The 23,097-nt window shown below is 46.0% G+C and carries 18 protein-coding genes; 6 read left to right on the plus strand and 12 right to left on the minus strand.

Translation table 11 applies throughout. The annotated features are described in order from the left end of the window. Positions 1-127 precede the first annotated feature (127 nt). Positions 128-391, minus strand: coding sequence for a GrxA family glutaredoxin (locus OCU35_RS05735; RefSeq protein ID WP_261825821.1), 264 nt, complete (start codon positions 389-391; stop codon positions 128-130). Positions 392-658: 267 nt separating this feature from the next. Here OCU35_RS05735 and OCU35_RS05740 point away from each other — a divergent pair, with 267 nt between their 5' ends. Next, positions 659-1,873, plus strand: a complete 1,215-nt coding sequence (locus tag OCU35_RS05740; RefSeq protein WP_261825822.1) for an iron-containing alcohol dehydrogenase — start codon at positions 659-661, stop codon at positions 1,871-1,873. 58 nt (positions 1,874-1,931) lie between these two features. Here the strand turns inward: OCU35_RS05740 and OCU35_RS05745 are convergent, their stop codons facing one another. From OCU35_RS05745 to OCU35_RS05760, 4 genes are all read right to left on the minus strand, one after another. After that, positions 1,932-2,786, minus strand: a complete 855-nt coding sequence (locus tag OCU35_RS05745) for a MurR/RpiR family transcriptional regulator (RefSeq protein ID WP_017028798.1) — start codon at positions 2,784-2,786, stop codon at positions 1,932-1,934. Between the two features lie 236 nt (positions 2,787-3,022). After that, complete coding sequence (gene panP, locus OCU35_RS05750) at positions 3,023-4,672, minus strand: pyridoxal-dependent aspartate 1-decarboxylase PanP (protein WP_261825823.1); 1,650 nt, start codon at positions 4,670-4,672, stop codon at positions 3,023-3,025. 109 nt (positions 4,673-4,781) lie between these two features. Beyond that, positions 4,782-5,294, minus strand: coding sequence for a hypothetical protein (locus tag OCU35_RS05755; protein WP_017028796.1), 513 nt, complete (start codon positions 5,292-5,294; stop codon positions 4,782-4,784). 113 nt (positions 5,295-5,407) lie between these two features. Then, a complete protein-coding gene (locus OCU35_RS05760; protein WP_261825824.1) occupies positions 5,408-6,313 on the minus strand; it encodes a lysine exporter LysO family protein in 906 nt (301 codons plus the stop codon). A 331-nt stretch (positions 6,314-6,644) separates the two neighbouring features. Between OCU35_RS05760 and OCU35_RS05765 the strand changes: the two genes are divergently transcribed. Continuing rightward, positions 6,645-7,250, plus strand: a complete 606-nt coding sequence (locus tag OCU35_RS05765) for a TfoX/Sxy family DNA transformation protein (protein WP_241901888.1) — start codon at positions 6,645-6,647, stop codon at positions 7,248-7,250. A 142-nt stretch (positions 7,251-7,392) separates the two neighbouring features. Here OCU35_RS05765 and sstT read toward each other — a convergent pair whose 3' ends face one another. The 3 genes from sstT to OCU35_RS05780 all read right to left on the minus strand — a co-directional run bounded on the left by sstT (position 7,393) and on the right by OCU35_RS05780 (position 13,921). Continuing rightward, the gene (gene sstT, locus OCU35_RS05770; protein WP_102490178.1) at positions 7,393-8,610 is read right to left on the minus strand and encodes a serine/threonine transporter SstT; all 1,218 of its coding nucleotides are present in this window, start codon (positions 8,608-8,610) and stop codon (positions 7,393-7,395) included. Positions 8,611-9,754: 1,144 nt separating this feature from the next. Next, positions 9,755-12,832, minus strand: a complete 3,078-nt coding sequence (locus OCU35_RS05775; RefSeq protein WP_261825825.1) for an efflux RND transporter permease subunit — start codon at positions 12,830-12,832, stop codon at positions 9,755-9,757. Positions 12,833-12,841: 9 nt separating this feature from the next. Continuing rightward, positions 12,842-13,921, minus strand: a complete 1,080-nt coding sequence (locus tag OCU35_RS05780) for an efflux RND transporter periplasmic adaptor subunit (RefSeq protein ID WP_261825826.1) — start codon at positions 13,919-13,921, stop codon at positions 12,842-12,844. Between the two features lie 111 nt (positions 13,922-14,032). On the opposite strand from OCU35_RS05780, the gene OCU35_RS05785 reads away from it, so the two are divergent. The 3 genes from OCU35_RS05785 (at position 14,033) to OCU35_RS05795 (ending at position 16,515) form a co-directional block, all read left to right on the plus strand. Beyond that, positions 14,033-14,638, plus strand: a complete 606-nt coding sequence (locus tag OCU35_RS05785; RefSeq protein ID WP_261825827.1) for a TetR/AcrR family transcriptional regulator — start codon at positions 14,033-14,035, stop codon at positions 14,636-14,638. A 96-nt stretch (positions 14,639-14,734) separates the two neighbouring features. Continuing rightward, positions 14,735-16,360, plus strand: coding sequence for a peptide ABC transporter substrate-binding protein (locus OCU35_RS05790; RefSeq protein WP_261825828.1), 1,626 nt, complete (start codon positions 14,735-14,737; stop codon positions 16,358-16,360). A gap of 8 nt (positions 16,361-16,368) precedes the next feature. Then, the gene (locus OCU35_RS05795; protein ID WP_198589104.1) at positions 16,369-16,515 is read left to right on the plus strand and encodes a DUF2256 domain-containing protein; all 147 of its coding nucleotides are present in this window, start codon (positions 16,369-16,371) and stop codon (positions 16,513-16,515) included. A gap of 203 nt (positions 16,516-16,718) precedes the next feature. On the opposite strand, the gene OCU35_RS05800 is transcribed toward OCU35_RS05795, so the two are convergent. From OCU35_RS05800 to OCU35_RS05815, 4 genes are all read right to left on the minus strand, one after another. After that, positions 16,719-17,294: a prepilin-type N-terminal cleavage/methylation domain-containing protein gene (locus OCU35_RS05800; RefSeq protein ID WP_261825829.1), complete on the minus strand. Its 576-nt coding sequence runs from the start codon at positions 17,292-17,294 to the stop codon at positions 16,719-16,721. Between the two features lie 297 nt (positions 17,295-17,591). Continuing rightward, positions 17,592-18,308 (minus strand): SDR family oxidoreductase, encoded by a 717-nt coding sequence (locus OCU35_RS05805; RefSeq protein WP_017028492.1) that lies wholly within the window; start codon positions 18,306-18,308, stop codon positions 17,592-17,594. Further along, positions 18,299-19,579 carry a DASH family cryptochrome gene (locus OCU35_RS05810; protein WP_261825830.1) on the minus strand — a complete coding sequence of 427 codons (1,281 nt, stop codon included), beginning with the start codon at positions 19,577-19,579 and terminating at the stop codon, positions 18,299-18,301. Before OCU35_RS05810 ends, OCU35_RS05805 begins: the two co-directional genes overlap by 10 nt. Positions 19,580-19,639: 60 nt before the next feature. Continuing rightward, the gene (locus tag OCU35_RS05815; protein WP_198598441.1) at positions 19,640-20,428 is read right to left on the minus strand and encodes a lipase family protein; all 789 of its coding nucleotides are present in this window, start codon (positions 20,426-20,428) and stop codon (positions 19,640-19,642) included. A gap of 175 nt (positions 20,429-20,603) precedes the next feature. On the opposite strand from OCU35_RS05815, the gene OCU35_RS05820 reads away from it, so the two are divergent. After that, a complete protein-coding gene (locus OCU35_RS05820; RefSeq protein ID WP_261825831.1) occupies positions 20,604-23,057 on the plus strand; it encodes an MMPL family transporter in 2,454 nt (817 codons plus the stop codon). The last annotated feature ends 40 nt before the right edge of the window (positions 23,058-23,097 follow it).

Raw genomic sequence — 23,097 nt, forward strand, 5'->3', positions numbered from 1 at the left:
ATCGTACTGAAATTGTTTGCAATGCAAGCGGTAAGGTTGTTTTTTGCACACAAAAAAATCCCCAATATCTGAATAACAGTTATTGGGGATTAATGTGTACTTTAGCTTGTTAATTAAGCCAATTTACTTAAGCGTAAAGCTCTAGGTTCTCTTTCGCGTAAGCTTCAAATTCTGTGCAACCACCAACGTGGTCTTGGTCGATAAAGATCTGAGGTACTGTTTCTACAGGTTTACCAACAGTCTTCTCTAGGTCTGCTTTCGAAATGCTTTCTGCATGGATATCAACGTAACGATAGTTAAAATCTTCACGCTTCTCTTTAAGCTCTTCAGCAATGTCTTTTGCGCGAACGCAGAATGGGCAGCCTGGACGACCAAAAATAACTACAAACATAAAATTCTCCTTTTCCGTTGCAGAAACTATGCCTCAACCCTTCACTGAAATAAAGAATAAATTACCTGTTACTGTGATAGGAAGCACCTATCAAAACTAAGCGGTGACGGTTTAATCAAAACTAGATATCAAACGAAGTGTGATCTGATATGTAATGTAAACTGTTTGTAGGTCTTTATGAAAAATTTGATTGAAGTAAATCAATAAATTAGTGCCCATTAGGGTGCATGCTAATGCTTACCCTAGAGACTAACAGAGGATGTTTCTATGTTTCAGTTTATGACTACATCAAGGATCGTATTCGGCGAGGGGGCTCTTCAATCATCGCTCTCAATCCTTAATCAATTTGGTTATAGCGTTTTGCTAGTGACAGGGAAGGATCTCTCTCGCTCGCAAATGATTACCCGTTATCTAAAAAGCCAGTCAATGCGCTATCAACATATTTCCGTGAGCAACGAACCCAATATTACTATGGTCGAGGAGTCCGCTGTTGTTGCGCGCCGCTTCAAGCCAGATATGGTGGTGGCTATTGGCGGAGGCAGCGTGATTGATATGGGGAAAGCGCTAGCAGCAATGGTGACTAATAATGGGGATCTGTACGACTATGTGGAAGTAGTGGGGCGAAATGTGCCAATTAAAGCGGCCCCTCTTCCTATGATTGCCATTCCAACGACAGCCAGTACAGGCGCGGAAGTCACTAAAAATGCCGTACTAAAATCAGGCCAAGACAAGGTAAAAGTAAGCCTTCGCAGTCCGGAGATGCTGCCTAACGTTGCCATAGTGGATCCTACACTAACCTACGGCACTGATCCTCAGACGTCTGGGCGAGGTGCCATGGACGCATTTACTCATCTAATGGAAGCCTATGTCTGCGGAGAGCCAAATCCGTTGACCGATATGATTTGTGAAGAAGGCCTTAGGCGCTTAGCCCGCTCTATTATTGCTGGATGTCGTCAAGACAACCCAAGAGCACGTTCGGATCTCTCATTTGCCGCCATGTTGGGTGGAATGGCGATTACCAATGCAAAACTAGGTGCGGCTCATGGCTTAGCTTCTGCTTTGGGAGGCAAGATCAGAGCACCCCACAGCGTAATCACCGCCAGACTGGCTCCTTTTGTAATGAATGAGAACATGCGAGCGGCTAAACAAAGTGGGCGCAACGATCTTCTGACGCGTTACCGTAAGATTGCTCAGTTTGTTACGGAGAATGATGACGCGCATATGGATGATGGCATACATTGGGTCAATAGCATGTTGGATAAGCTCGAGTTGCCGACCTTGTCCCACTATGGAATATGCGACGTGTCGTTCGATTCAATTGCAGAGGATGCCTTGAAATCTGTGGCAATTAAGGGAAATCCATTGCCGCTAACTCAGGACCGATTGGTTGAGGTGTTAAATCAAGTGTGTGCCTGTGACCATAGACAAGATAATAGGCAGGACAGAAGAGAGCAGGGTGACGATTTACCGGAAATGGTTTGAGTCTTGCTGAGATAAAAAATGCGCGATAAATCGCGCATTTTTTATGATTGTCTTGGAATTAAAACTGTTCGTCTTTACCGAAGCGCGACTCACGCAGTGCTTCTTTTACGCGTTTTAGGTTGTCTCTGAAGCTACTACCACGTCGCAATGTAAAGCCAGTAGCCAATACATCGATGATCGTCATTTGAACGACACGGCTCGCCATTGGCATGTACACATCGGTATCTTCTGATATATCTAGGGTGATAGTCAGGGACGCTGCTTTATCCAGTGGAGAGTTCTTTGATGTTATGGCAATAACCGTTGCGCCATTGTCTCGGGCTAGGTGCGCAATTTCGATCAGGCTTTTGGTTCTGCCTGTGTGAGAAATTAAAACTACCACGTCATTGTCAGTACTATTGATACAGCTCATGCGCTGCATAACAGGATCGTCAAAGCAGGTAATTGGGATATTGAAGCGAATAAATTTGTTTTGAGCATCTTTTGCAACAGCAGAAGAGGCGCCTTGTCCGTAAAATGAGATACGCTTTGCTTGAGTGAGTAAGTCGACAGCTCGGTTGACTTGTTGCGCATCTAAACTGTTTTTTGCCACATCAAGGCAGGCCATGGTCGACTCAAAAATCTTATGAGTGTAGGCATCAGGGCCATCGTTTTCTTCAACGTTTCGGCTAACGTAGGGAGTGCCATTCGCTAGGCTTTGCGCCAAGTGTAATTTAAAATCTGGAAACCCTTTGGTGTCTAAACGACGGCAAAAACGGTTCACTGTTGGCTCGCTGACATCAGCCAGCTTGGCTAAAGTTGCGATACTCGAGTGAATTGCCGTTTGGGGGTTAGCCATTATTACTTCAGCAACCTTTCTTTCGGACTTACTGAAGTTCTCTAAATTTTTTTGTACTTTTTCTAAAGTATTCATGAAGTTGGCTTATTGAATAATTTGAATGCGTGAACTCAATAATGAGACCGACGGGCGCGAAAAAACGAATGAAATCAGTATATACCGTTATGTTCTAGCGGTGTAACAAAACCGAAATTTAATGACAAGTAATGCGTTAGAATATGACAAACTTCAAACTTGAAGCCGTAAATTACCCGTATTTAGCCACCAAATTGTGCAATATTTAGCGGCTATTTAATTTGTGAGTAAAAAAATTACAACTCAGATTCGATAGTGCTGACGAGGGCATCTATCTGTTTGTTTAGCGATGGCGCCATCTTAGCGATCTCACGCTGTTCATTGAGAACACTGTTGAGTATATCGTGTGTGGTCAATGGGTTTGCTAATACCACTCTAAAGACGATAGTGGTCATGCTATCCCATTGCTTTGGCGTGAGTGTAGTGCGCGATACAAATGACAAACCATTTTCACGTTGACGCTTCTGGATAAATTGCGTCAAACCATTCAGTAATTCGTTTAGCTTGTGCTTATTCTTGCCGCTGGCCTTTTCTAGTGCCAAACGAACACGCGCTGGGATATATCGATACGTGAGCAAACATAACTCAGGGTCGGTGATTAGCTCAAAATCGTCCTGCTGACTGACTAAATCTGCAAAGTATTGCGCCTTGTCTAGACCTTCATTGATTAACAACTCATACCCTGGTCGGCTGATAATGTGCATGCTTGAGTACACCAGCATGGCCATACCCGAGCGAGAGCCCTCAAGGGAATGGCTACCAAGGTCTTTTGAACCTTTTCGCAGAATGTAGGCCGCGTGATGCTCAACACTTGCCATGGCGTGAGGGTCTTTAAACAGAACCATGCCAGCGCCCATTGGGATGTACAGCTGTTTGTGCGCATCAATGGTGACAGAATCGGCAAGTTCAATGCCCGCAAGCAGGTGACGGTGTTTATTAGACATCAGGGTCGCGCCGCCCCATGCAGCATCAACATGGAAGTGACATTGGTGCTTTTGGCATTGCTTGGCGATATCTTCTAGCGGATCAATGTTACCGGTTTCTGTGGTACCGGCTATCCCGACGACTGCGATGGTTTTAATGCGGTTTGATTCAAGCTCAACCAGTTTCGCCTCTAAATCATCGAGACAGATCTTGTTGTTCTCATTAGTCTTGACGGCAATCAGGCTTTCTCTGCCAATACCCAAAACGTCGGCGGCTTTCTTCAGTGAATAGTGGCCACGCTCGGATACAAGGATTGCAATGCCTTCATACTCATAGTGCTTAAGCGCCTTGAAAATACCTTGTTGCTCGATGCCTTTAAAGTCACCGTCGGCAGGGAACGCATTGTTTCTTGCCACCCATAAAGCGGTGATGTTCGCGATGGTCCCGCCAGAGCAAAATGCGCCAAGGGAGTGCTGTGCGCTATGCATCCATTTTGCGTAGAAGTCATCGTCCTGTGCATAAATTAGGTTATGCAACATACCCAAGACTTGACGCTCTAATGGCGTGAAGGCTTTGGAGGTTTCGATTTTCACCAAGTTTTGATTCAGCGCAATCATGATCTTTGATAGTGGCATCAAGAAATAAGGCAGTGCTGACGTCATATGGCCAATAAAGCTTGGCGATGAGGTGTGTACAGAGTGAGACACTAGAGTGTCTAGCAAGTGCTGAGTGTGCTCTGAGACGAAAGTTGGTGACTCAGGCAACAGGGAATCATTGAAGTCTTTCTCGATTTCTCGAAGAGGCTTTTCCTCAGCAACGATATGCTCTTTTAGGAATTCATTCAGGTTTAGTGAAAGCCTGTCTTCGATTTGAGTCAGTGTAGATTCTGGCCCTTCCGGGACAGTAAATATTCTGAGTAAGCTTTCGAAATCAACTTTCGCTGTTTTATCCTGTGAAACCATATTGAATGCGTTTGTATTGCTGAAATTGCGAGACAATGTAATAAATAAATGAAGCAAAGTCTCGCATTATTTTTTATGTGTTGCTTTTATAAACAGAGTCAATGAGTGACTAAGATTTACAGTCCATTGCGACAACGTCTTGAATTGACTGGTTATATGAATCGAGAGCGCCTTGGATCTTGTTTGGATGACTGAGTAGATCAGCAAGAGCTGAGCGGAATTCATAGTTCTGTGGGTGTGACTTCGCTTGACGATATTCGAAGCTTTGTTTAGCGATGTTGCCTAATTCATCATCACGAGTGGCTAGTTCTTTAATATCGCTTTGGGAGAGCTGTAACCAGGACTCAACGTCTAATTCAGTAGAGACTTTGTTCGGTTGAGACTCTAAAAAGGTATGTACAGCAGCACGATTTAATTCAAAGTGCTTTTTACGGCCCTCTAGGAACCACTCACTCACTTCTTTAAGCTCTGGTGAATCTTGACTCGTCATAGTGGCAAGATCTTGATACCAGTTGATTGAGGCATCGATGTAGGTGTCGTATTTTTCGATCTGACATTCCGTGTTTGCTGCAAATGCAAAAGTTGGCAAGGCTGACAACAGTAAAACCAGCGTTTTGTTCATCTTATTATTCCCTAGGTTGATAGACCCTACGAGTGTAGTGTGGCTAATCTAGCAAATCTCATATCAATTACCAAAGCGTTCAATGATTGAATGTGAGCGATCGCGCCTTATCTTTACATTCCCAATCCCGAAAAGGTCAGGATCAAGATAGGAACAAGCAGACTAAGGATAAAACCGCTCACGATAGCAACAGGTACACAGCGAATTCCGCCGGTTTGTTGTATTACTGGCAAGGTAAAATCCATAGCAGTAGCACCTGCGTAACCAATGGCAGTGCAAGGGCGAGTTTTTATTAGCATGGGAATGAAGATAAGCGCTACTAATTCTCTTAATAACTCGACGATTAGAGAGGCACTGCCATACAAAGGCCCGTAATTATCGGTGATCAGGATGCCAGTTAATGAGTACCAGCCAAAGCCAGACGCCATAGCCAGTCCCTGACTAAGGGGTAAGTCCAATAACAGAGCCGAAACAATACCGCCTAGCCATGATGTAATGACAATAACGCCTGCGATGATAAGTCCGTGTTTGTTGATGATAATTTCACGAAGCGTCAGGCCACTGTTTCTAAGCTGGATACCAATTAAGAACAGCAGTACAAACAAGGTCCACTCACTCGCCGCATGCACCCACGACCAATAGCCTGGAAAAACCAGACCGATAATGACCCCAAGAGCGACCACAACGACCAACTTTAATGACTCTGATGCCATTTGTAGCAATGGCAATTTATTTTGCTTTCCATCAACCGCCAGCGGCAACTTCGCATCGATGAAGGGTAGAGCGAATAAGTTGAATACACTCATGCTGACAAAAAAGCATGCGGTGACAGTCAGAATCTGCTTGATGTTGCCGCCAAGGTTATCCATCCCCGCAATACTCAGACCCATAAGGAATAGGATGAATAACACAGTGTGCGAGCAGAATTGATTGATCTTATCGAGAATACGGGAGTTTTTGACTGAAATCAGATACCCAACAATAAGGGGTATGAAAATGAATAATAATCCTGAAAACATATGTTGCTGGGGCTCTTAATGTTTATATGCAAGTGAATTATCTGACCTTGCATGAATCCTTTCGAAGATGGACTAGCTTACACCAAGCTTATTCAAGAGACGAATAACTATTGTTCTCTTTAGCCATGAATTTTTTCAAATAATACAATTTCTTGTGTGAATGTTGGGTGCGATCTAGCTCGCAGCAAGTAGTCCTTTTCATCATTGCAATAATACTAGCGTTTACTCGACAACCGTATGCCTGCCCGCAAAAATTATAAGGTACCGTTTGCATAAGCATTCTTTGTGTATTTACGTACGGTAGTGAGATGGAACTAAGGAGAATTGTGTTGTGGCTATAAATGGAATTAAGGCTGTAATTGATGATATTGAACGCTTTGAAGGACTTTGTACACGTCCTATGTTTGGAGGGACGGGCTATTTTGTTAACGATGCCATGTTTTTACTGGTCGATGATAACAAGGCGTTCTTAAGAGGAGGTCAAACGCTCACAGAAGAGCTCATTGATTGGGGATGCGAACAGTATCAATATCAAAAACGAATAGGCTGTGCCAAGGTCCAGTACTACGACATTACTGACATGCATGCACAGGAGAGAGCTCGAGTTCAATTGCTGTTTTTTCGATCCATTGAGATTGCGAAGCAAGATAAGATCAAATGCAATTGTCATGACCGAATTCGAGACTTACCTAACCTACAGCTCAGTATTGAGAGAATGCTGGCGAGAGTAGGCATTATTGATATTGCAGAGTTAAAGCAAGCAGGATCAAGTGAGTCTTTTAAAAGGCTACAACAAATCTACGGCTTAGATCTGAGCATTAACTTGCTTTGGAAATTGGAAGGAGCGATTAGAGGGATTCACTTTTCTTTGCTAGAGCACAAAATCAAAAATAGCCTTCTTTCTAAGGTAGTGTCGAGAGGGCACCCTCGCTCCTAATACTCACTTTAGGCATTTTACTTTTATGATTGACGTACTACCTATAAAAGTAAAAAGCCTGACTTTGATAGAGTATCAAAATCAGACTTTCAATCACTTAATCCAATAAAGCGTGCTAACTCAGCATTAGCGCTGTGATTGGTTAAACTTGTCCTTTAGCGTGTTCAGCGCGACACACTGCAGCAGTGAATACTACGTCTGTTGAGCTGTTTAGGGCTGTTTCAGCAGAATCTTGGATTACGCCGATGATGAAGCCCACCGCAACAACCTGCATTGCCACTTCGTTTGGAATACCAAATAGGCTACATGCTAGAGGAATAAGCAGTAGTGAACCGCCCGCAACACCTGATGCACCACATGCAGAAACTGCAGCGATAAGGCTAAGTAGGATAGCCGATAGGATATCTACTTCAATGCCTAGCGTATGCACTGCTGCAAGCGTTAGTACTGTGATTGTGATTGCTGCGCCACCCATGTTGATGGTTGCGCCTAGTGGGATAGATACAGAGTAAGTATCTTCGTCTAGTTTTAGTTTCTCACACAGTGCCATGTTGACTGGAATGTTCGCTGCACTTGAACGGGTGAAGAACGCAGTAACACCACTTTCACGTAGACACTGAAGTACTAGCGGGTATGGGTTTTGCTTAGTTTTAACCCAAACAATGATTGGGTTAACCACTAGCGCGATGATTGCCATTGCACTTAGTAGAACAAACAGTAGGTTTGCATAGCCAAGAAGTGCACTAAAGCCTGTTGTTGCAAACGTTGCAGCAACCAAACCGAAGATACCAAATGGGGCTAGGCGGATAATAAAGCGAACAATTTGTGATACGCCGTGGCTAAGGTCTTCAAAAACCGCTTTCGTTGTGTCAGAAGCGTGGTGAAGCGCAAGACCTAGACCGATACCCCAAGCAAGAATACCAATGTAGTTAGCATCCATTAGAGCGTGTACTGGGTTGTCGACGATCTTAAATAGAAGCGTGTGTAGAACTTCTGCAATCCCTTGAGGAGGTGTCGCACCTGTTGCACTGTCAACTAGGGTTAGCGTCGTTGGGAATGCAAAGCTAAGTAGAACAGCGGTGATCGCAGCTAAAAAGGTACCAATTAAATACAGGATGACGATCGGACGCATGTAGGTATGTTGGTTTTTCTTCTGGTTGGCAATAGAGGCTGCCACCAAGATAAATACCAAAATAGGAGCAACGGCCTTTAGAGCACCAACAAACAGACTACCTAGTAGTCCTGCGCTGGTGGCGGCAGAAGGAGAAGCAACGGCTAAAAGGGCGCCGGCAACGATACCGACTAAGATTTGCAGGACAAGGTTACCCTTGGCCATACGGGCGATGAATGTGTTTTGCATAATATATCCATATAACTGGGATGAGAAAGCCGCTCCCAGGGTTTTTATAAGTTATAAGACGCTGGCTTAAACGCTTTTCTTGGGTTTGCTGACCTCTTGTGAGTAATTGTAATTAAAGGTAAGCAGCACATAGCATAAAAGGATAAATCTCAATGTCTAGTGGATAATCGTTTGCATTGGTGCTTTTTTAGCTTTCTGTAGTGATCATCGTTAACAATTTAGATTTATTTGTAACATTTGGGTGGTGGGGCGGGATAAAGGAGTAATGCCGTCATACTGGAAAACACGCAGTGTTTATCCAGTATCTTGGGGGGTGCTAAAGCTGACTTTTGGCATTTTCTAAGATCCTGATTTTCATCAGGATGACGTTCTGGACTCGTCATATTTGTGGCGCACATCGTCATACTGGAAAACACGCAGTGTTTATCCAGTATCTTAGGGGTTGCTAAAGCTGGCCTTTGGCACTCACTAAGATCCTGATTTTCATCAGGATGAGGGTCTATCCCCGTCACATTTTCAACGAAACGTAGCGTCATACTGGAAAACACAGAGTGTTTATCCAGTATCTTGGGGGGTGCTAAAGTTGGCCTTTGGCACTCACTAAGATCCTGATTTTCATCAGGATGACGGTCTAACTCCGTCACATTTTCAACGAAACGTAGCGTCATACTGGAAAACACGCAGTGTTTATCCAGTATCTTGGGGGTTGCTAAAGCTGACCTTTGGCACTCACTAAGATCCTGATTTTCATCAGGATGACGGTCTAACTCCGCACATTTTCAACGAAACGTAGCGTCATACTGGAAAACACGGAGTGTTTATCCAGTATCTTAGGGGTTGCTAAAACTGACCTTTGGCACTTTCTAAGATCCTGATTTTCATCAGGATGACGGTCTAACTCCGCACATTTTCAACGAAACGTAGCGTCATACTGGAAAATACGCAGTGTTTATCCAGTATCTTCGGGGTTGCTAAAGCTGACTTTTGGCACTCACTAAGATCCTGATTTTCATCAGGATGACGGTCTAACTCCGTCACATTTTCAACGAAACGTAGCGTCATACTGGAAAACACGGAGTGTTTATCCTGTATCTTAGGAGTTGCTAGAGCAGACCTTTGGCACTTTCTAAGATCCTGATTTTCATCAGGACGACGTCACCAACTCTGCTTTCGGTTTTTTCGCCATTAACTTAAACATTGCTGGCACGAAGTAGAAGGAAATAAGCGTTGTCAGTGTTGTGCCTCCGGCGATGGCGACCGCAAATGGGGGCCAGAAGCCTCCGCCACCAATAATGAGAGGGGTAAAGCCTCCCACGGTAGTGATGGTGGTTGAGGTTATGTGCCTGGTACAACTCATTACAGCCGTTAGTATTGCCTCTTTGTCGCCTGCGCACGCTTCTGGGCTTGCTTTTAGCTCCGCTAGTATGACGATGGCGGCGTTAATAGCTAAACCGACAATGCCGAGCATGGCGATAATAACGGTAAAGCCAAACGGGTAGTCGAAGAGGAATACCGACAGTATCCCAAGGCCTGCTGCAAGGCCGGCAACGGCAAAGATGATTCCGCTTAACCTAAATGAATTAAAGGAAATGACGACCACCAAGATCATTAAGGTGATCACCATCGACAGGTTGGCAATCAAGCTGTTAACGGACTCATCGCGCTCCGCTGATTCGCCGCCAAACTCCATACGATAGCCTGTCGGTAAAGAATAACTCTCTAGCGCTTTTTGAAAGTCATTGAGCACGGTTTGTGGCAAAACGCCAGATTCGAGATAGCCTTCAATGGTATTCACTCGCTGTCCATCACGCCTTGGGATTGCGCCACGGCTTGGCGTGAGCTTAAGCTCGGCAATTGTCGAGATACTGATGCCTGTGGTGTACATCTCAGAAACAACAGGCAGTCTTAAATTACTCAAGTGAGTAATATTTTCTCTATCCGAATCACCCACGCGCACGCGCACTGGAATAGATTCACTCGCCTCAATGATGCTACCACTTTCTCTGCCCACTAAGGTCGCTTGTAGAAGGTCGGCAAAGTCGCTTAACGCTAGGTTGTTTAATTTTGCTGTATCTTCATCTACATCAAGCCACACCTTTGGTGTGCCCGGTTGTAATGTCTCTCTGGTGTGGGTGACGTGATTGGTATTGGCCAATATCAGTCTGATATCTTCGCCAATCATTTTCAGTCTATCTAGGTTTTCCCCGTAAATGCGCAGCTCTATGGGCGCTTTGAACGGAGGGCCTTGCTCTAACTTGCGCACTAAAATCTGTGCGTTGGGTATGCTTTGGCTGAGCTGACGTTGCAGCTTTGGAATTGCATCGTTCGCCGACTGGAAGGTATCCATCTTCACCATCGCTTGCCCAAAGTAGGGGGCTTTGCTTTGCGAGGCTTGCAGGTTGTAATAGAAAGAAGGGAAGTTAGCCCCGAGTAGCCAATTGACTTGCTCGACTCCCTCATATTCTCGAATGATGGCGTCCACTTTCTTTGTGGCTTGTTCGGTGGCGTAGATGCTCGCTTGAGGCGATAGGTACACTTGCACCTCAAACATATCTCTGTCTGATGGCGGGAAGAACTGCTCTGTCAATTGCGACATACTCAGGTATCCGCCAATGGGAACAGTAATTACCAAGGCAATGGCGATGAGCGGACGGTGAATGGCAAATGCCACAGTTTTAGAAAAAGCTAGAGTGAGCGCAGGAAAATGTACCCCAGTTTGATACCAGCGATTCGACGATGTATGACTCGGTAATATCTGCGCGGCGAACCCGGCAATGATAGTGTGAGAAATAAGGTATGAACCCACTAGAGAGAAGGATACCGTAATGGCGATAGCACCAACGAATTCGCCACTCGCGCCAGGCATTAAGAAGATAGGTGCAAAGGCCAAAACTGTAGTTAGAGTGGAGCCTAATAACGGCACCCAAAGGTGTTCAATCGCCTTAAGTGCTGATTCGAGTTTCGCCTTACCTTGCAGTCGGTAGGTCTGAATAGTATCCACCATCACTACGGCGTTATCGACCATTATGCCCAATGCCACAATCAGGCCTGTGACGGACATCTGATTGATAGGGATTCCTGTAAACTTCATCAATACCAAGGTGAGCATAGAAGTTAAAGGAAGAGCGATTGCCACCATAATTGCAGCTCTAAAGCCGAGTGTGAGCAGCAGCACCACCAAGATAATGCTAAAACCGAGCAGCAAGCTACCGCTTAATTCCGATAGTCGCGATTCGGTATACCCTTGCTGATTAAAGAGGATATTGACCTTAATGTTGCTCGGTAGCTCTGTTTGATACTGCTCAATGAGGGCCTCTGCGCGAGGCGTCCACTTGTCCACGCGAAGATGTGATTGCATGCGTGCGGCGACTATAACGCCAGGCGCTCCATCTATCACGGCGATTTCATCAGCAGGGGTCTTTTGGGTTCGCTCGACCGTAGCGATATCACCAAGGCGCACCATGTGCCCTTGTTCGTCAATAGAGATAGGCACTTGGCGGATGCGTTCAAGGGAGTCGAGATCAGAGGCGATTTCTAGACCAAAGCGTGAGTTACCGTTGACCAGTTCACCGGCTGAGTTCTTTGCGTCTGCCCCATCAAGGCTATCGGCGATGCTGGCACTAGAGCCGCCCATGGCGACCACGCTGTTGGTATCAAGGCTGACTAGTACCTCCTCTTGTGGCATGCCATATTCGTCAACAAACTCTGTACCGGAGAGTGAGCGCAAACGTGAGGCTAGCTCTTTTGAATATCGACCTAAAGTCAGTAGGTCACTTTCCCCTTCACCTTGCCAAATGAGTGAAGCGATAAGAGTAAAGGCGTAGGTGTGGTCGCTATCAAGCTCTGGCGCTAAAGTGCCGTCTGGAAGAAAAGGGGTGACGTCAGAGAGTTTGTCGCGGGCCTTGGACCATATAGCGTCCGGCTGGGTAATGTCATCGTTAAGTTCAATGGTAATGATAGAAACGCCGGGGCGAGATGTCGATGAAAGCAGCTTTACCTCACTGAGTTCACGCAGTTTGTTCTCAACCACTTCGGTTACTAGCGCCTCAACACGCTCAGCACTGGCACCAGGGAAGGTGGTGGTGACGTTGGCAAAGCGATTGCTGATGACTGGATCTTCCGCTCTTGGCAAGGTATTCAGCGCAGAGAAGCCACTGACCAACAAAAATGCGGTCATCAGCACAAGTAGTCGGGTGTTGGATATGATATTGATAAGTTTCATATTCTATCCTTAGCCCTGCTTAGGTGAGACGACTTGACCAGGTACGACGCGGTGAAGTCCGTTTTCAACAATGCGCTCACCCTCAGAGATAGCACCCGCTACATACGCTTGCTCATTGTCGGCAAATAGCACCTGAATACTGCGTCGCTCAATAACGTTGTCTTGGGTTAGGACAAACACGTTCCATACGCCGCGAATCCCATCAGTTAATGCTGTATTCGGAATCCAAAAGCCAGCTTCAGGGATGTTCTCGGTGCAGGTCAGATAAGCAAGTTGCCCATCCAGTACTCGCGCAGTGTCGGGCAGAAGGTAGCGCAGACCAATACTGCGAGAGTTAAGATCGACAGTTCCACCAGGGTTGATCAACTTGGCGTCATACTGATTCTTGCCAATACGAATCTTCGGGTCGGATATCTGGCTGACTTTACGCAATTGTATGGTTGGGATGCCGATGAAGGCTTCTTTGTCATTTTCTGATAGTAGAGTCAGTGTGGGGGAGCCGGCATTGACAACGTCACCGAGAGAAACGTGGCGTCTGCTGACCGTACCGGAGTAGGGCGCCTTAATTGTCGACTTGGTTTGTTTAAGACTGTTTGCCTGAATGACAGCGTTGAGCCTGACGGTATTCGCTTGCAGCACGCCTTTTTGGCTGTTGAGCGCATCAATTTCCGCTTCAGCACTAAACCCTTTTGATTTGAGCGACTGCTGCCTTTTGAGGTTAGCATCCACCAAGTTTAACTGGGCGCGTATTTCATTTCGCTGTGCTCTTAACTGCCTAGCCTCGGTCTCTAGTAACTGAGTATCAAGGGTGATTAGAGGAGTACCTCTGTCGACCTTATCCCCTACATCGACCAATATGCTGGACACTTTTCCTGCAAACTCAAATCCAAGACGTGCTTTTTGTCCTGCCTGAACGGTACCTACATACTCGCGCTCTACTTGATATTGCTCGCTTTGCTGAAGGGTATAGGTTTGAACAGAGACGGTTTGTACGTACTCTTCTTGTTGGGCCTTTGAATCAAAACAGCCACTGATCGCTACTGACAATGACAATAGTGAAACGACTTTGAATTTTGATGTGTACAACATGACAGACATCCTTGATGCAACGTTTATGAGTCTATTAAAACCCAATCAAACTAGACTGTCCAGTTTGATTGGGTTATATTTGTAAAAAATATTGAGTATTTGAGAGAAGACATGGTTAGCAGAAGTGAGCGTAAAAGAGATCAAATTCTTCAAGCGGCAGGAAAGTTGTTTGCGGAGCACGGTTATGGGGTGAGTATGGATGCCATATCTAAGGCCGCTAACGTCTCAAAACAAACGGTGTATGCCCATTTCAAAACCAAAGATGTGTTGTTTGAAACCTGCATACAGTCTAAGTGTGTGAGTAACCGTATTGATGAAAACGCGTTTAATACCGACGCTCCGGTTAGGGATGTGCTACTTGAGTTTGGTGTTCGCTTTCAAAATATGATGTTGGATAAAGGGGTGCAGCAAACCTTTCGCAATGCCATTAGCCAACTGGAATTGCATCCAGATCTAGCGGCGCTTTATCTTGAATCCGGCCCCAAAATGACCAATCGGGTGTTGAGCAATTATCTCTTTAAAAAAGTAGATGCAGGTGAGTTGTCTCTTCAAGGATCAGCAGAGGACGGCGCTATGCAATTGCTGTTACTGTTTCATGGTAGAGCTGTGTATTGGGCAAATTTGGGGGAGGATAGTGGTGAAACCCCCGAACAGCGTGCAGCCTACATTGAAAGTTGTGTGGATCTGTTTTTAAAGGGAAATGGGCACCGGGTGTAAATAGTGTGATATCAAAAGAATTATTCGTATCGTAATTTCAAAGAGTTATGTAACAATTGAAGTCACGGTAGATTATTTCGCAGATAAGGATATTTCATGACCCTGCCTTCACTTAGCGTACTCGCGACCTCAGTACTCATCGCTAGCCAATTTTCATCTCAAGTGTTGGCAAATCCATTGCCTCAAAATGTAACGCTTGCGTCTAGCCAAGAGCTAGTGCGCGCCAATGATGCCGAAGTAGCCACCCTAAACCCAATTAAAGCGGAAGGGCTACCAGAGATGCACGTGGTTCGCGATCTTTTTGAGGGCTTGGTTATTCAAGATGCCGATGGCAACGTCATTCCAGGTGCCGCTGAGCGCTGGGACAATGAAAACAATCAAGAGTTTACCTTCTATCTTCGGAAGAACGCCAAGTGGTCTAATGGTGACCCTGTCACGGCTGACGATTTCGTCTATAGCCTTCGTAAAGCGGTTGACCCTAACACTGCATCACCGAATGCTTGGTATCTGAAGCTGACCGAAATGCTCAATGCTGAAGATATTATTGAGGGGAAGAAGTCTCCTGATAGTCTCGGCGTGGAAGCGTTGGATGACCACACTCTTAAGATCACCTTATCTAAGCCAGTGCCATACTTTTTAGCGATGACCGGTCATACCGTTATGATGCCGATTCATAAAGCGAGTGTGGAGGCCAATCCTGATTCATGGGCAAGGCCAGGAAACTTGGTATCCAATGGGGCATTTGTCATAGACGAGTGGGTGGTGAATGAAAAAATCACGCTTAAGCGCAATCCAAATTACTGGGATAGCAAGGATACACGATTAGATAAAGTCACCTATATCCCGTTTGAAAGCCAAATGGCGGCTTATAATCGTTATCGTAGCGGAGAGGTGGATATTACCTCCGATGTGCCGGCGCAAATGGCCACCAAGCTGGCTAAAGACCTTCCAGATGCGTATCAAGTAGCGCCTTTGTTGTGCACTTACTACTACGCGTTTAATACACAGCGCGAAGCCCTTAAAGACCCTAAGGTCAGGCAAGCCTTGTCTTACAGCATCATGCGCGATGTGGTGACTACAGGCATCACCAATAGCGGTCACCTTCCAGCCTATACCTTTGCTCACAAAGACGTAGCGGGCTTTAATGCGACAAAGCCAGATTATGCGAACTTAACTCAAAAAGAGCGTGACGAAAAAGCAGCAGCGCTGATGAAGGAGGCGGGCTATGACGAATCAAACCCTCTCACACTTAACCTTCTATATAACACCTCAGAGAGCCACAAAAGCATCGCAGTTGGCATCGCCTCTATGTGGCATAAGACATTAGGAGTGAATGTCACCTTAGAGAACCAAGAGTGGAAGTCTTATCTGGACGCGCGCAAGGCCGGGGAGTTTGATGTACTGCGCGCCTCTTGGTGCGGGGATTATAACGAGGCCTCAACCTTCTTAAGCTTGTTTACCTCAGACAACGACAGAAACTTTGCCTTCTATGCAAACCCTGAATACGACGCGGTGCTGGATAAAGCGCAAACCGAAACAGACGAGACAAAGCGCAGCGCGCTGTATGACCAAGCTGAATCTATCCTAGCCACAGATATGCCTATCGCTCCGATCTATTACTTTATGCAAGCGCGCTTAGTACGACCGAATGTCGGCGGCGTTCCCAAGCACAATGCTGAAGGGCGTATTTACTCTAAAGACCTTTACATTAAGAAGTTGTGAGTAAGCGGATAGCGAAAAAGGACCTTCCCTCTAAGGTATGCCGCTCCTGCGGCCTACCTTTTGTCTGGCGCAAGAAGTGGGAGCGATGTTGGGATGAAGTGCTTTATTGCTCGGAGCGGTGTCGTAGGAAGAAAGTGAAGAAGGAAGGATCATAAGAGTAATTGGTTGGGCTAGTGCGACTTTAGATTCCCGATAAAAGACTTCGGGAATGACGGGGTTGAGAGTATTTCAACCTTTGCCTCAATATCTCAATCTCTTATATCTATCCTGCTCTAAACGTCATTCCGGCCTTGAGCCGGAATCTCAGATGGTGCAAGGCTTTGGTTTGTGCGATAAGAGGCATTGCCGTTTAGATGGTTTAGCACTCAGTATCGACTACTCTCACCGTGCAGATACAGCCATCTTCAGGGCAGGTTCGATTATTCCCAGTGCGACCACCGAATGAATCATAGATGACATAGCAGCCATCAGGGAGGTCAGAGTCGGTGTAGTTCCTACTGTTTAAATCACTTTCCTGAAATGGATAATCAAAACCAATCACCGTGTGTCTATTTCCTATTTCGTAGGTAACGTCGATACTCGTATCTAAGGTCAAAAAGTCGATAACGGTAAGGGCATCACCTGATTCACCACGACTTTCAGGACAGAGTGTTCCCCAATCAATTTCTACTGACCCAAAACCAAAATCGATAATATAGTCATTCTGATCATCAGGTATTGTGGGCTCTGCTGTCAGTCCTTCGATATAGGCCTTTGATTGGACCTGAGTTATCGCAGAATCCAATGCACTATCGATACCATCCAACGTCGCTATACGTGCGTCTGATTGCAGATTAATAAATCGTGGCGCTGCGACTACCGCCAGTAAGCCTAGAATTACAATTACGACAATCAGTTCGATGAGGGTAAAGCCTTGTCTCATCTTGTGTTTCATTAACATATCCTTATGTCCGCTCCTTTAAATACTCTTTAAGAGGGCGTTTACGAATCTATTTTTAACTGTGAATATAGAATGACGTACTGAGAAATTGTTGGCAAGCTTTTGTTATATTTGAGTTTGTTGAGCCTTGAGAGATTCCCGATAAAAGACTTCGGGAATGACGTTTTGCTGGTGGATGATGCTTTTGAAGACTAAAGTACTAAAGAACCCAGAACCCAGAACCCAGAACCCAGAACCCAGAACCCAGAACCCAGAACCCAGAACCCAGAACCCAGAACCCAGTGCCAACGTTTACCACGGAATTGTCTCTCCCGCATAATCCTTAAACGTCCCTGAAGAATCCGCATCCAACGCATCTATCTGTTCGAGCAGCAAATGTGCGGTTTGCATTGGTGTCATTAACTGACCCTCGGGTAGGTTTCTTTGGAAAGGTTCTGATAACTGCGTATCTGTGGTGCCAGGGTGCAGGGCCAATACTGCAATAGGTTTGTGACTACGTTGCCATTCGTTGCGCAGGTTCTTAAGGGCCATATTAAGGGCGCTCTTTGAAGCTCGGTAGCTGTACCATCCGCCCAATCGGTTATCTTCGATGCTCCCTACGCGGGCGGACAAAGTGACAAATTTGGCGACATCGGTTTGGTTGCTGGACATAAGCTTGTCTTGAAAGTATTTAGCAAGAAGTAACGTCGGCAAGGTGTTGCGGCGAAAGTTTTCAATAAAGAAGTCAGCATCGAGCTGTTTGATGCTTTTTTCTGGGCCGTGGTGCTGGCAATGAAGAAGGCCAACGCAGTTGATGATCCAGTCTATCTGGGAAAACTGATGGCTCAGCTCTTCAACCTGCCTTTCGTCAGTAACGTCAAGGCGATGCCATGAGACCCGTTCGGCTTCAAACTCTGGCTTATTACTCAGATACGTCGCCTCAAAGGTAGCAAAAGGGAAGGCCTCCATGCATTTTTCAAGGAGGGCTGAACCGATACCACCGCCTGCACCTACAATCATTATCCGCATTTTTGCCACTCTTTATCTAGCCAACGATTGATGAAGGCTCTCGAAGGGTCATACATCTGCGTTTGCTTATCAAGGTCGAAGCGTCTGACAGGTTTGGCGTCTGCGCCAACACCAGCAATGTATTGCCAATTTCCCCAGTTTGAGCCGACGTCATAGTCAATTAAGTTGTGTTCGAAATACAACGCACCGAGGCGCCAATCCAAACCAAGCTCGTGTATCAAACAACTGGCGACCAACTGTCTGCCTCTGTTTGACATAAATCCCGTGTTTTTCAGCTGTCTCATGCAGGCGTCAACGATATCAAAACCCGTCTCGCCGTTGATCCACGCCTCCAGTGTCGCTGCGTCGTCATCCCATAGCTGTGGCTCTTTGCTTATGCCTCCAGAGTGGAACAACTTTTCTTGATGCCATGCACTGTACCAATGGAAAAACTCTCTCCAAAGCAATTCAAATTTGATCCAGTAACTTGAATCATTCGCGCCGTGGTCGCGCTCAAATTGAATAACGCTGTGCCAGATTTGTCTTGCTGAAAGGTTGCCAGAAGCTAGCCATGGGGAAAATTTGGTCGAGTTATCCCAACCATCTAGTCGGTTTCTGACCAGCTTATAACTGTGCGGGAGCTGCGACGAAAAGTAGTGAGACAGGTGATTCTGTCCTGCATCCTCACCGCCAACAAAGTTGCCAAAGGTTGCCTCTGTCATGAAGATAGGCTCGGCGGACATGCAATCAATACCAATGGGGGCGGGTAAGGTTACAGGTTGCTCCAGGGGTTCGACGATAGTGAGATGTTCTACGCGCTTTCTAAATTGGGTGAAGGTTGCAGGTAACGTCTCAGGCGTAAAAGGAAGTTGGCTTTGGTGGAACAAAGATCCTGTATAGGCATTGCACACAGTCAGCTGTGGAAATGTCTGAGCAATGGCTTTCTCCGCTTCTTGCTCATACATACCAGGGTGAAACGCTCGATATAGAGTGTTGATCTGCAGCGTATCTATGATCTGGCAAAGTTGGGGAAAATCGTGTGGTGTATATAGTCTGTGACCGTACCGGCTGAGAGAGTCCGCCAAGTTGCTTAAAGATTCGTGTTCAAAACGTTCAAGGTGCTCTGACCTAGCAACGGGAGTGTGCTCATCTTCTGAATTGGTAATTTTAGAGTAGGGCAGATAAACGCAAATCAACTCCTCTACCTCATGATTGGCTCTAATGAGTAGATTGTTGTCGTTGATTCGGCAATCGTTGCCAAACCATATTAACCCGCGTTTTTTATCATTCATCCTGATCGCACCCACTGATTTGCTAGTGAATGTTAATACGTAGATGTGGATGAGAGCGATCTAATGCTCGTCAAAGAAATCCTTGTTACGGATGTACTTGCTCATTAAATGATAAGAGAAAGGGCGAATGAGCCAACTGATTAGAGAGCGCCCTAAGCGAATGAAGGTAGGCGTATTTTCATAGATGCGCCCGTTGTACAGCCAAAGCAACTTTCCAACATGCCAATAAGCGAGGGGAATTAAGGGCATAAAGGTCACTATGTCTAGGTCGCAGCAGACGCGATAGGTTTTATGTGACAGTCGATAATGCTTTTTAAAGCGCCAGCAACCCACCGCAGGCTGGCCAAAGGTAACGATGCGCTTGATGGCTTTGGGGTAATGACGCTCAACATAATCCCCAATGACACTGCCGATGGCACCTCCCGATGAATGACCGGTGATAACAAGGCGGTATCCACTTTCAAGACGTGGCTCAATGATGGCCAAAACACGCTCAAATACCGACAGCCCAAGCTTGTCATCTCTGTGAGAAGGAGGGCTTTCTTGAGACAGGAGATAGTGGAAGCCGGCGTGGATGGAGTAGTCGAGGCCGAAATTTTTGCAGCTCTTGTGCCAGAATCCAAGGTTTAGCAACCAGTCTTTGACACTGTGGGAGCCCTTTATCACCAGCACCACTTCTTCACGTTGCTTGTTCCAAAGCACCCGCATCATGATATTGCCTTGGGCATTGCGAATAATGCGCTGACCGTTGGGGTCGAAACCAAAGGCGGTTTGTTTGAATACGCGAGGATAGGCTAACCGGCAGAGCACAGCGTAGCGTTCGTATTGATATCGTTTGAGGCTTTTCAATGATGAAACCGAACAATCTTTGGTTCAAAAGCCTATTGTGTCGCGAGAAAATGACGATTATGTGACCGTCTGAGCGATGAATTGCCGATAACTCGCTGTATAGATTGCTTAAAACAGGCTCTTGTTCAATAATTTGCCTACTTTTTTCGACCGTCGCTTTGTTGAGGCACCTACTGTGCAACGTTTCACTGACACTATTATTCGTTTCCCAAAGACCCTTTTGCTACTTCTCATCATGGTTACTATGGCTGCTGGCTATTATGGGTCGACTCATTTTTCTATGAATGCGGATCTCAGTGAGCTTGTGGAACAAAAAGGGGAGTGGCGTGACAATCTTGATGCGGTAGAGGCGGTATTCCCTGACTCTGGAAACATCATCATCGCGGTCTCATCAAAAGATGGTGAACAAGCCAAGATAGCGACCGAGAAATTGGCAGAGGCATTCAAAACGCGTCAGCTGTTTGCTGATGTGTTCGCCCCGTCTACCTTGCAATGGTTTGAACAATACGCTATCGGCTTTCTAAGTGATAAAGAATACCAATCCCTTAGGGACAAAGTAGCACTGCTATTGCCTGAGGTCATGGTCTCCACTCAGATGAACAGCTTACAGCCTTATCTTGGTGCCCTTGACGAAAAGCTCTCTGCTAGCGAACGCTCTCCCGAAGAAATCAACACATTGATTCAGCCACTGCTCGAGGCGATGCAAGATAAAGACGTTGATTGGCAGAGCCTGTTATTTGCAGATGTCTCTGTACCCAATGGCTATGTGATCAGCTTAACTGCCGTTCCTGATTACTCTGAAACAGAACCCAATAAACTCATTATGAATACGGTTCGTGAAGTGATCGCGGGTGTGGGTATGCCTGCGGATGTGATGGTGCGAGTGACCGGACAAACGGCGTTAGATTATGATGAGATTCAAGATGCGAACGATAGCGTAGCGCTTGCGGGGACGGTATCACTCATCAGTTTGATACTGATTCTTGCGGTGGGGATTCGCTCTTTAAGGATTATCGTTGCCAGCTACCTTGCGGTAATCGTTGGCTTGATTTGGACCTTTGCGGCAGGCCTATTTTTGGTGGGCTCGTTTAATACCATTTCCATCGTGTTCATGGTTATTTTCATTGGCTTGGGTGTCGATTTTGCCGTTCACCTTAGCTTGCATGTGTATGAACAAAGATTAAAGGGACATGATAACCGTGAAAGTTTGGCGCTCTCTGTTCAGCACTGTATCTCACCACTAGGTCTGTGTGCCTTATCATCCGCCATCGGCTTTTTGAGCTTCTATCCGACGGCTTATAACGGACTCGGAGAGCTTGGGGTCATTTCAGCGGCAGGCATGATATTAGCGCTTGTTGCCACCTTCTTAGTGATCCCACTTTTCTTCCAGTTCTTTGGCTATCCAAAGGTAAAGAGAAGCAATGCCAAGCGTTCAAAGGTGGCGTTGAAACTCAGCGAGTTTATTGTGGCTCAACATAGAAAGATCATCTTAATGACCTTAGTTGGCGCGGTTGCGACGGGATACGGCGCAATGCAGTTTCAGTTTGATTTCTCGACCTTGGTATTAAAGAACAAAAACTCTGAGTCAGTAGAGGCTCTACAATGGCTGCAAGACAATAAGCTTGGCTCTAGTTATCAGCTATTCGCAGTGGCAAAAGATCGCCAGCAAGCAATGGACTGGGAGAGTCAGCTGCAAGATAGCCCAGATGTTGCAGCTACCATCAGTGCCAACTCATTTTTACCTCAGGATTTTTCGCAGCGAGTGAAAGAACTCAAAGAGTCGGCGACTCCTGAAGCAAAACGCCCAGCGATGATGACCTGGTCAGAGTTTTCGAAGAAGTATCAGCAGCTACTTGGCTTGAACGATGCCTCAGAAACCAGTATCGATGAGAAAACTCTGCAGCAGCATCTAACGGCCGAGATTCAGCCTTTAATGCAGGCGTTAGCGTCTCAAAACTCAGCAATTGTCGACCCTAATGTTGATATGTTGCCCGCTGAAATTGCCCATAAGTATATTGCCGATGATGGGCAATGGCTGGTGTCAGTGACTCCGTCGGGTGATATGCGAGATGTGGCGCAGGTGAATGCGTTTATTGAGACCGTGCAGCGAGTGGCGCCACTCGCGACCGGTCGAGCCGTTGCTGAGCAACAAGTGGGCCAGATCATTGTGAAGGCGTTCTATACCGCAATCGCGATATCGATAGTCGCCATAACGCTTATCTTGATATTCAGCGTACGGTATAAGCTGGATATCTTGTTCATCTTTATTCCGTTACTGCTAACCACAACAACAACACTTGCGATAGCCCATTGGTTTGGTCAGTCTCTGAATATGGCTAACATCATTGTTATACCGCTGATTTTTGGCCTTGGTGTGGATAACGGTATTCATATTGTGAAGCGGTTTAGACACGAGCAGACGATTACACGTTTCTTTTCATCATCAACGCCGAAAGCAACCTTGATCAGCTGCTTGACCACCATCGCTACCTTTGGCGCATTGACCTTAGCTGACCATCAGGGAATGTATTCGATAGGGTTTTTGCTGACCATAGCGCTAAGTGCAATACTCTGCTTTAGCTTACTGATTCTGCCTGCGTTCTTGCATAGGTTTGAACCTAGAACCTAGAACCTAGGCTTACAGCTGTCAGCTTGAAGCTGACAGCTGT

It is taken from the genome of Vibrio breoganii (assembly GCF_024346795.1).
Lineage (GTDB): Bacteria > Pseudomonadota > Gammaproteobacteria > Enterobacterales > Vibrionaceae > Vibrio > Vibrio breoganii.

Excerpts from the sequence above, each read along its gene's own strand:
- OCU35_RS05735 (WP_261825821.1), bottom strand. The coding sequence starts at position 391 with ATGTTTGTAGTTATTTTTGGTCGTCCAGGCTGCCCATTCTGCGTTCGC.
- panP (WP_261825823.1), bottom strand. The coding sequence starts at position 4,672 with ATGGTTTCACAGGATAAAACAGCGAAAGTTGATTTCGAAAGCTTACTC.
- sstT (WP_102490178.1), bottom strand. The coding sequence starts at position 8,610 with ATGCAAAACACATTCATCGCCCGTATGGCCAAGGGTAACCTTGTCCTG.
- OCU35_RS05760 (WP_261825824.1), bottom strand. The coding sequence starts at position 6,313 with ATGTTTTCAGGATTATTATTCATTTTCATACCCCTTATTGTTGGGTAT.
- OCU35_RS05740 (WP_261825822.1), top strand. The coding sequence starts at position 659 with ATGTTTCAGTTTATGACTACATCAAGGATCGTATTCGGCGAGGGGGCT.
- OCU35_RS05785 (WP_261825827.1), top strand. The coding sequence starts at position 14,033 with ATGGTTAGCAGAAGTGAGCGTAAAAGAGATCAAATTCTTCAAGCGGCA.
- OCU35_RS05790 (WP_261825828.1), top strand. The coding sequence starts at position 14,735 with ATGACCCTGCCTTCACTTAGCGTACTCGCGACCTCAGTACTCATCGCT.
- OCU35_RS05775 (WP_261825825.1), bottom strand. The coding sequence starts at position 12,832 with ATGAAACTTATCAATATCATATCCAACACCCGACTACTTGTGCTGATG.
- OCU35_RS05810 (WP_261825830.1), bottom strand. The coding sequence starts at position 19,579 with ATGAATGATAAAAAACGCGGGTTAATATGGTTTGGCAACGATTGCCGA.
- OCU35_RS05745 (WP_017028798.1), bottom strand. The coding sequence starts at position 2,786 with ATGAATACTTTAGAAAAAGTACAAAAAAATTTAGAGAACTTCAGTAAG.
- OCU35_RS05755 (WP_017028796.1), bottom strand. The coding sequence starts at position 5,294 with ATGAACAAAACGCTGGTTTTACTGTTGTCAGCCTTGCCAACTTTTGCA.
- OCU35_RS05800 (WP_261825829.1), bottom strand. The coding sequence starts at position 17,294 with ATGAAACACAAGATGAGACAAGGCTTTACCCTCATCGAACTGATTGTC.
- OCU35_RS05780 (WP_261825826.1), bottom strand. The coding sequence starts at position 13,921 with ATGTTGTACACATCAAAATTCAAAGTCGTTTCACTATTGTCATTGTCA.
- OCU35_RS05805 (WP_017028492.1), bottom strand. The coding sequence starts at position 18,308 with ATGCGGATAATGATTGTAGGTGCAGGCGGTGGTATCGGTTCAGCCCTC.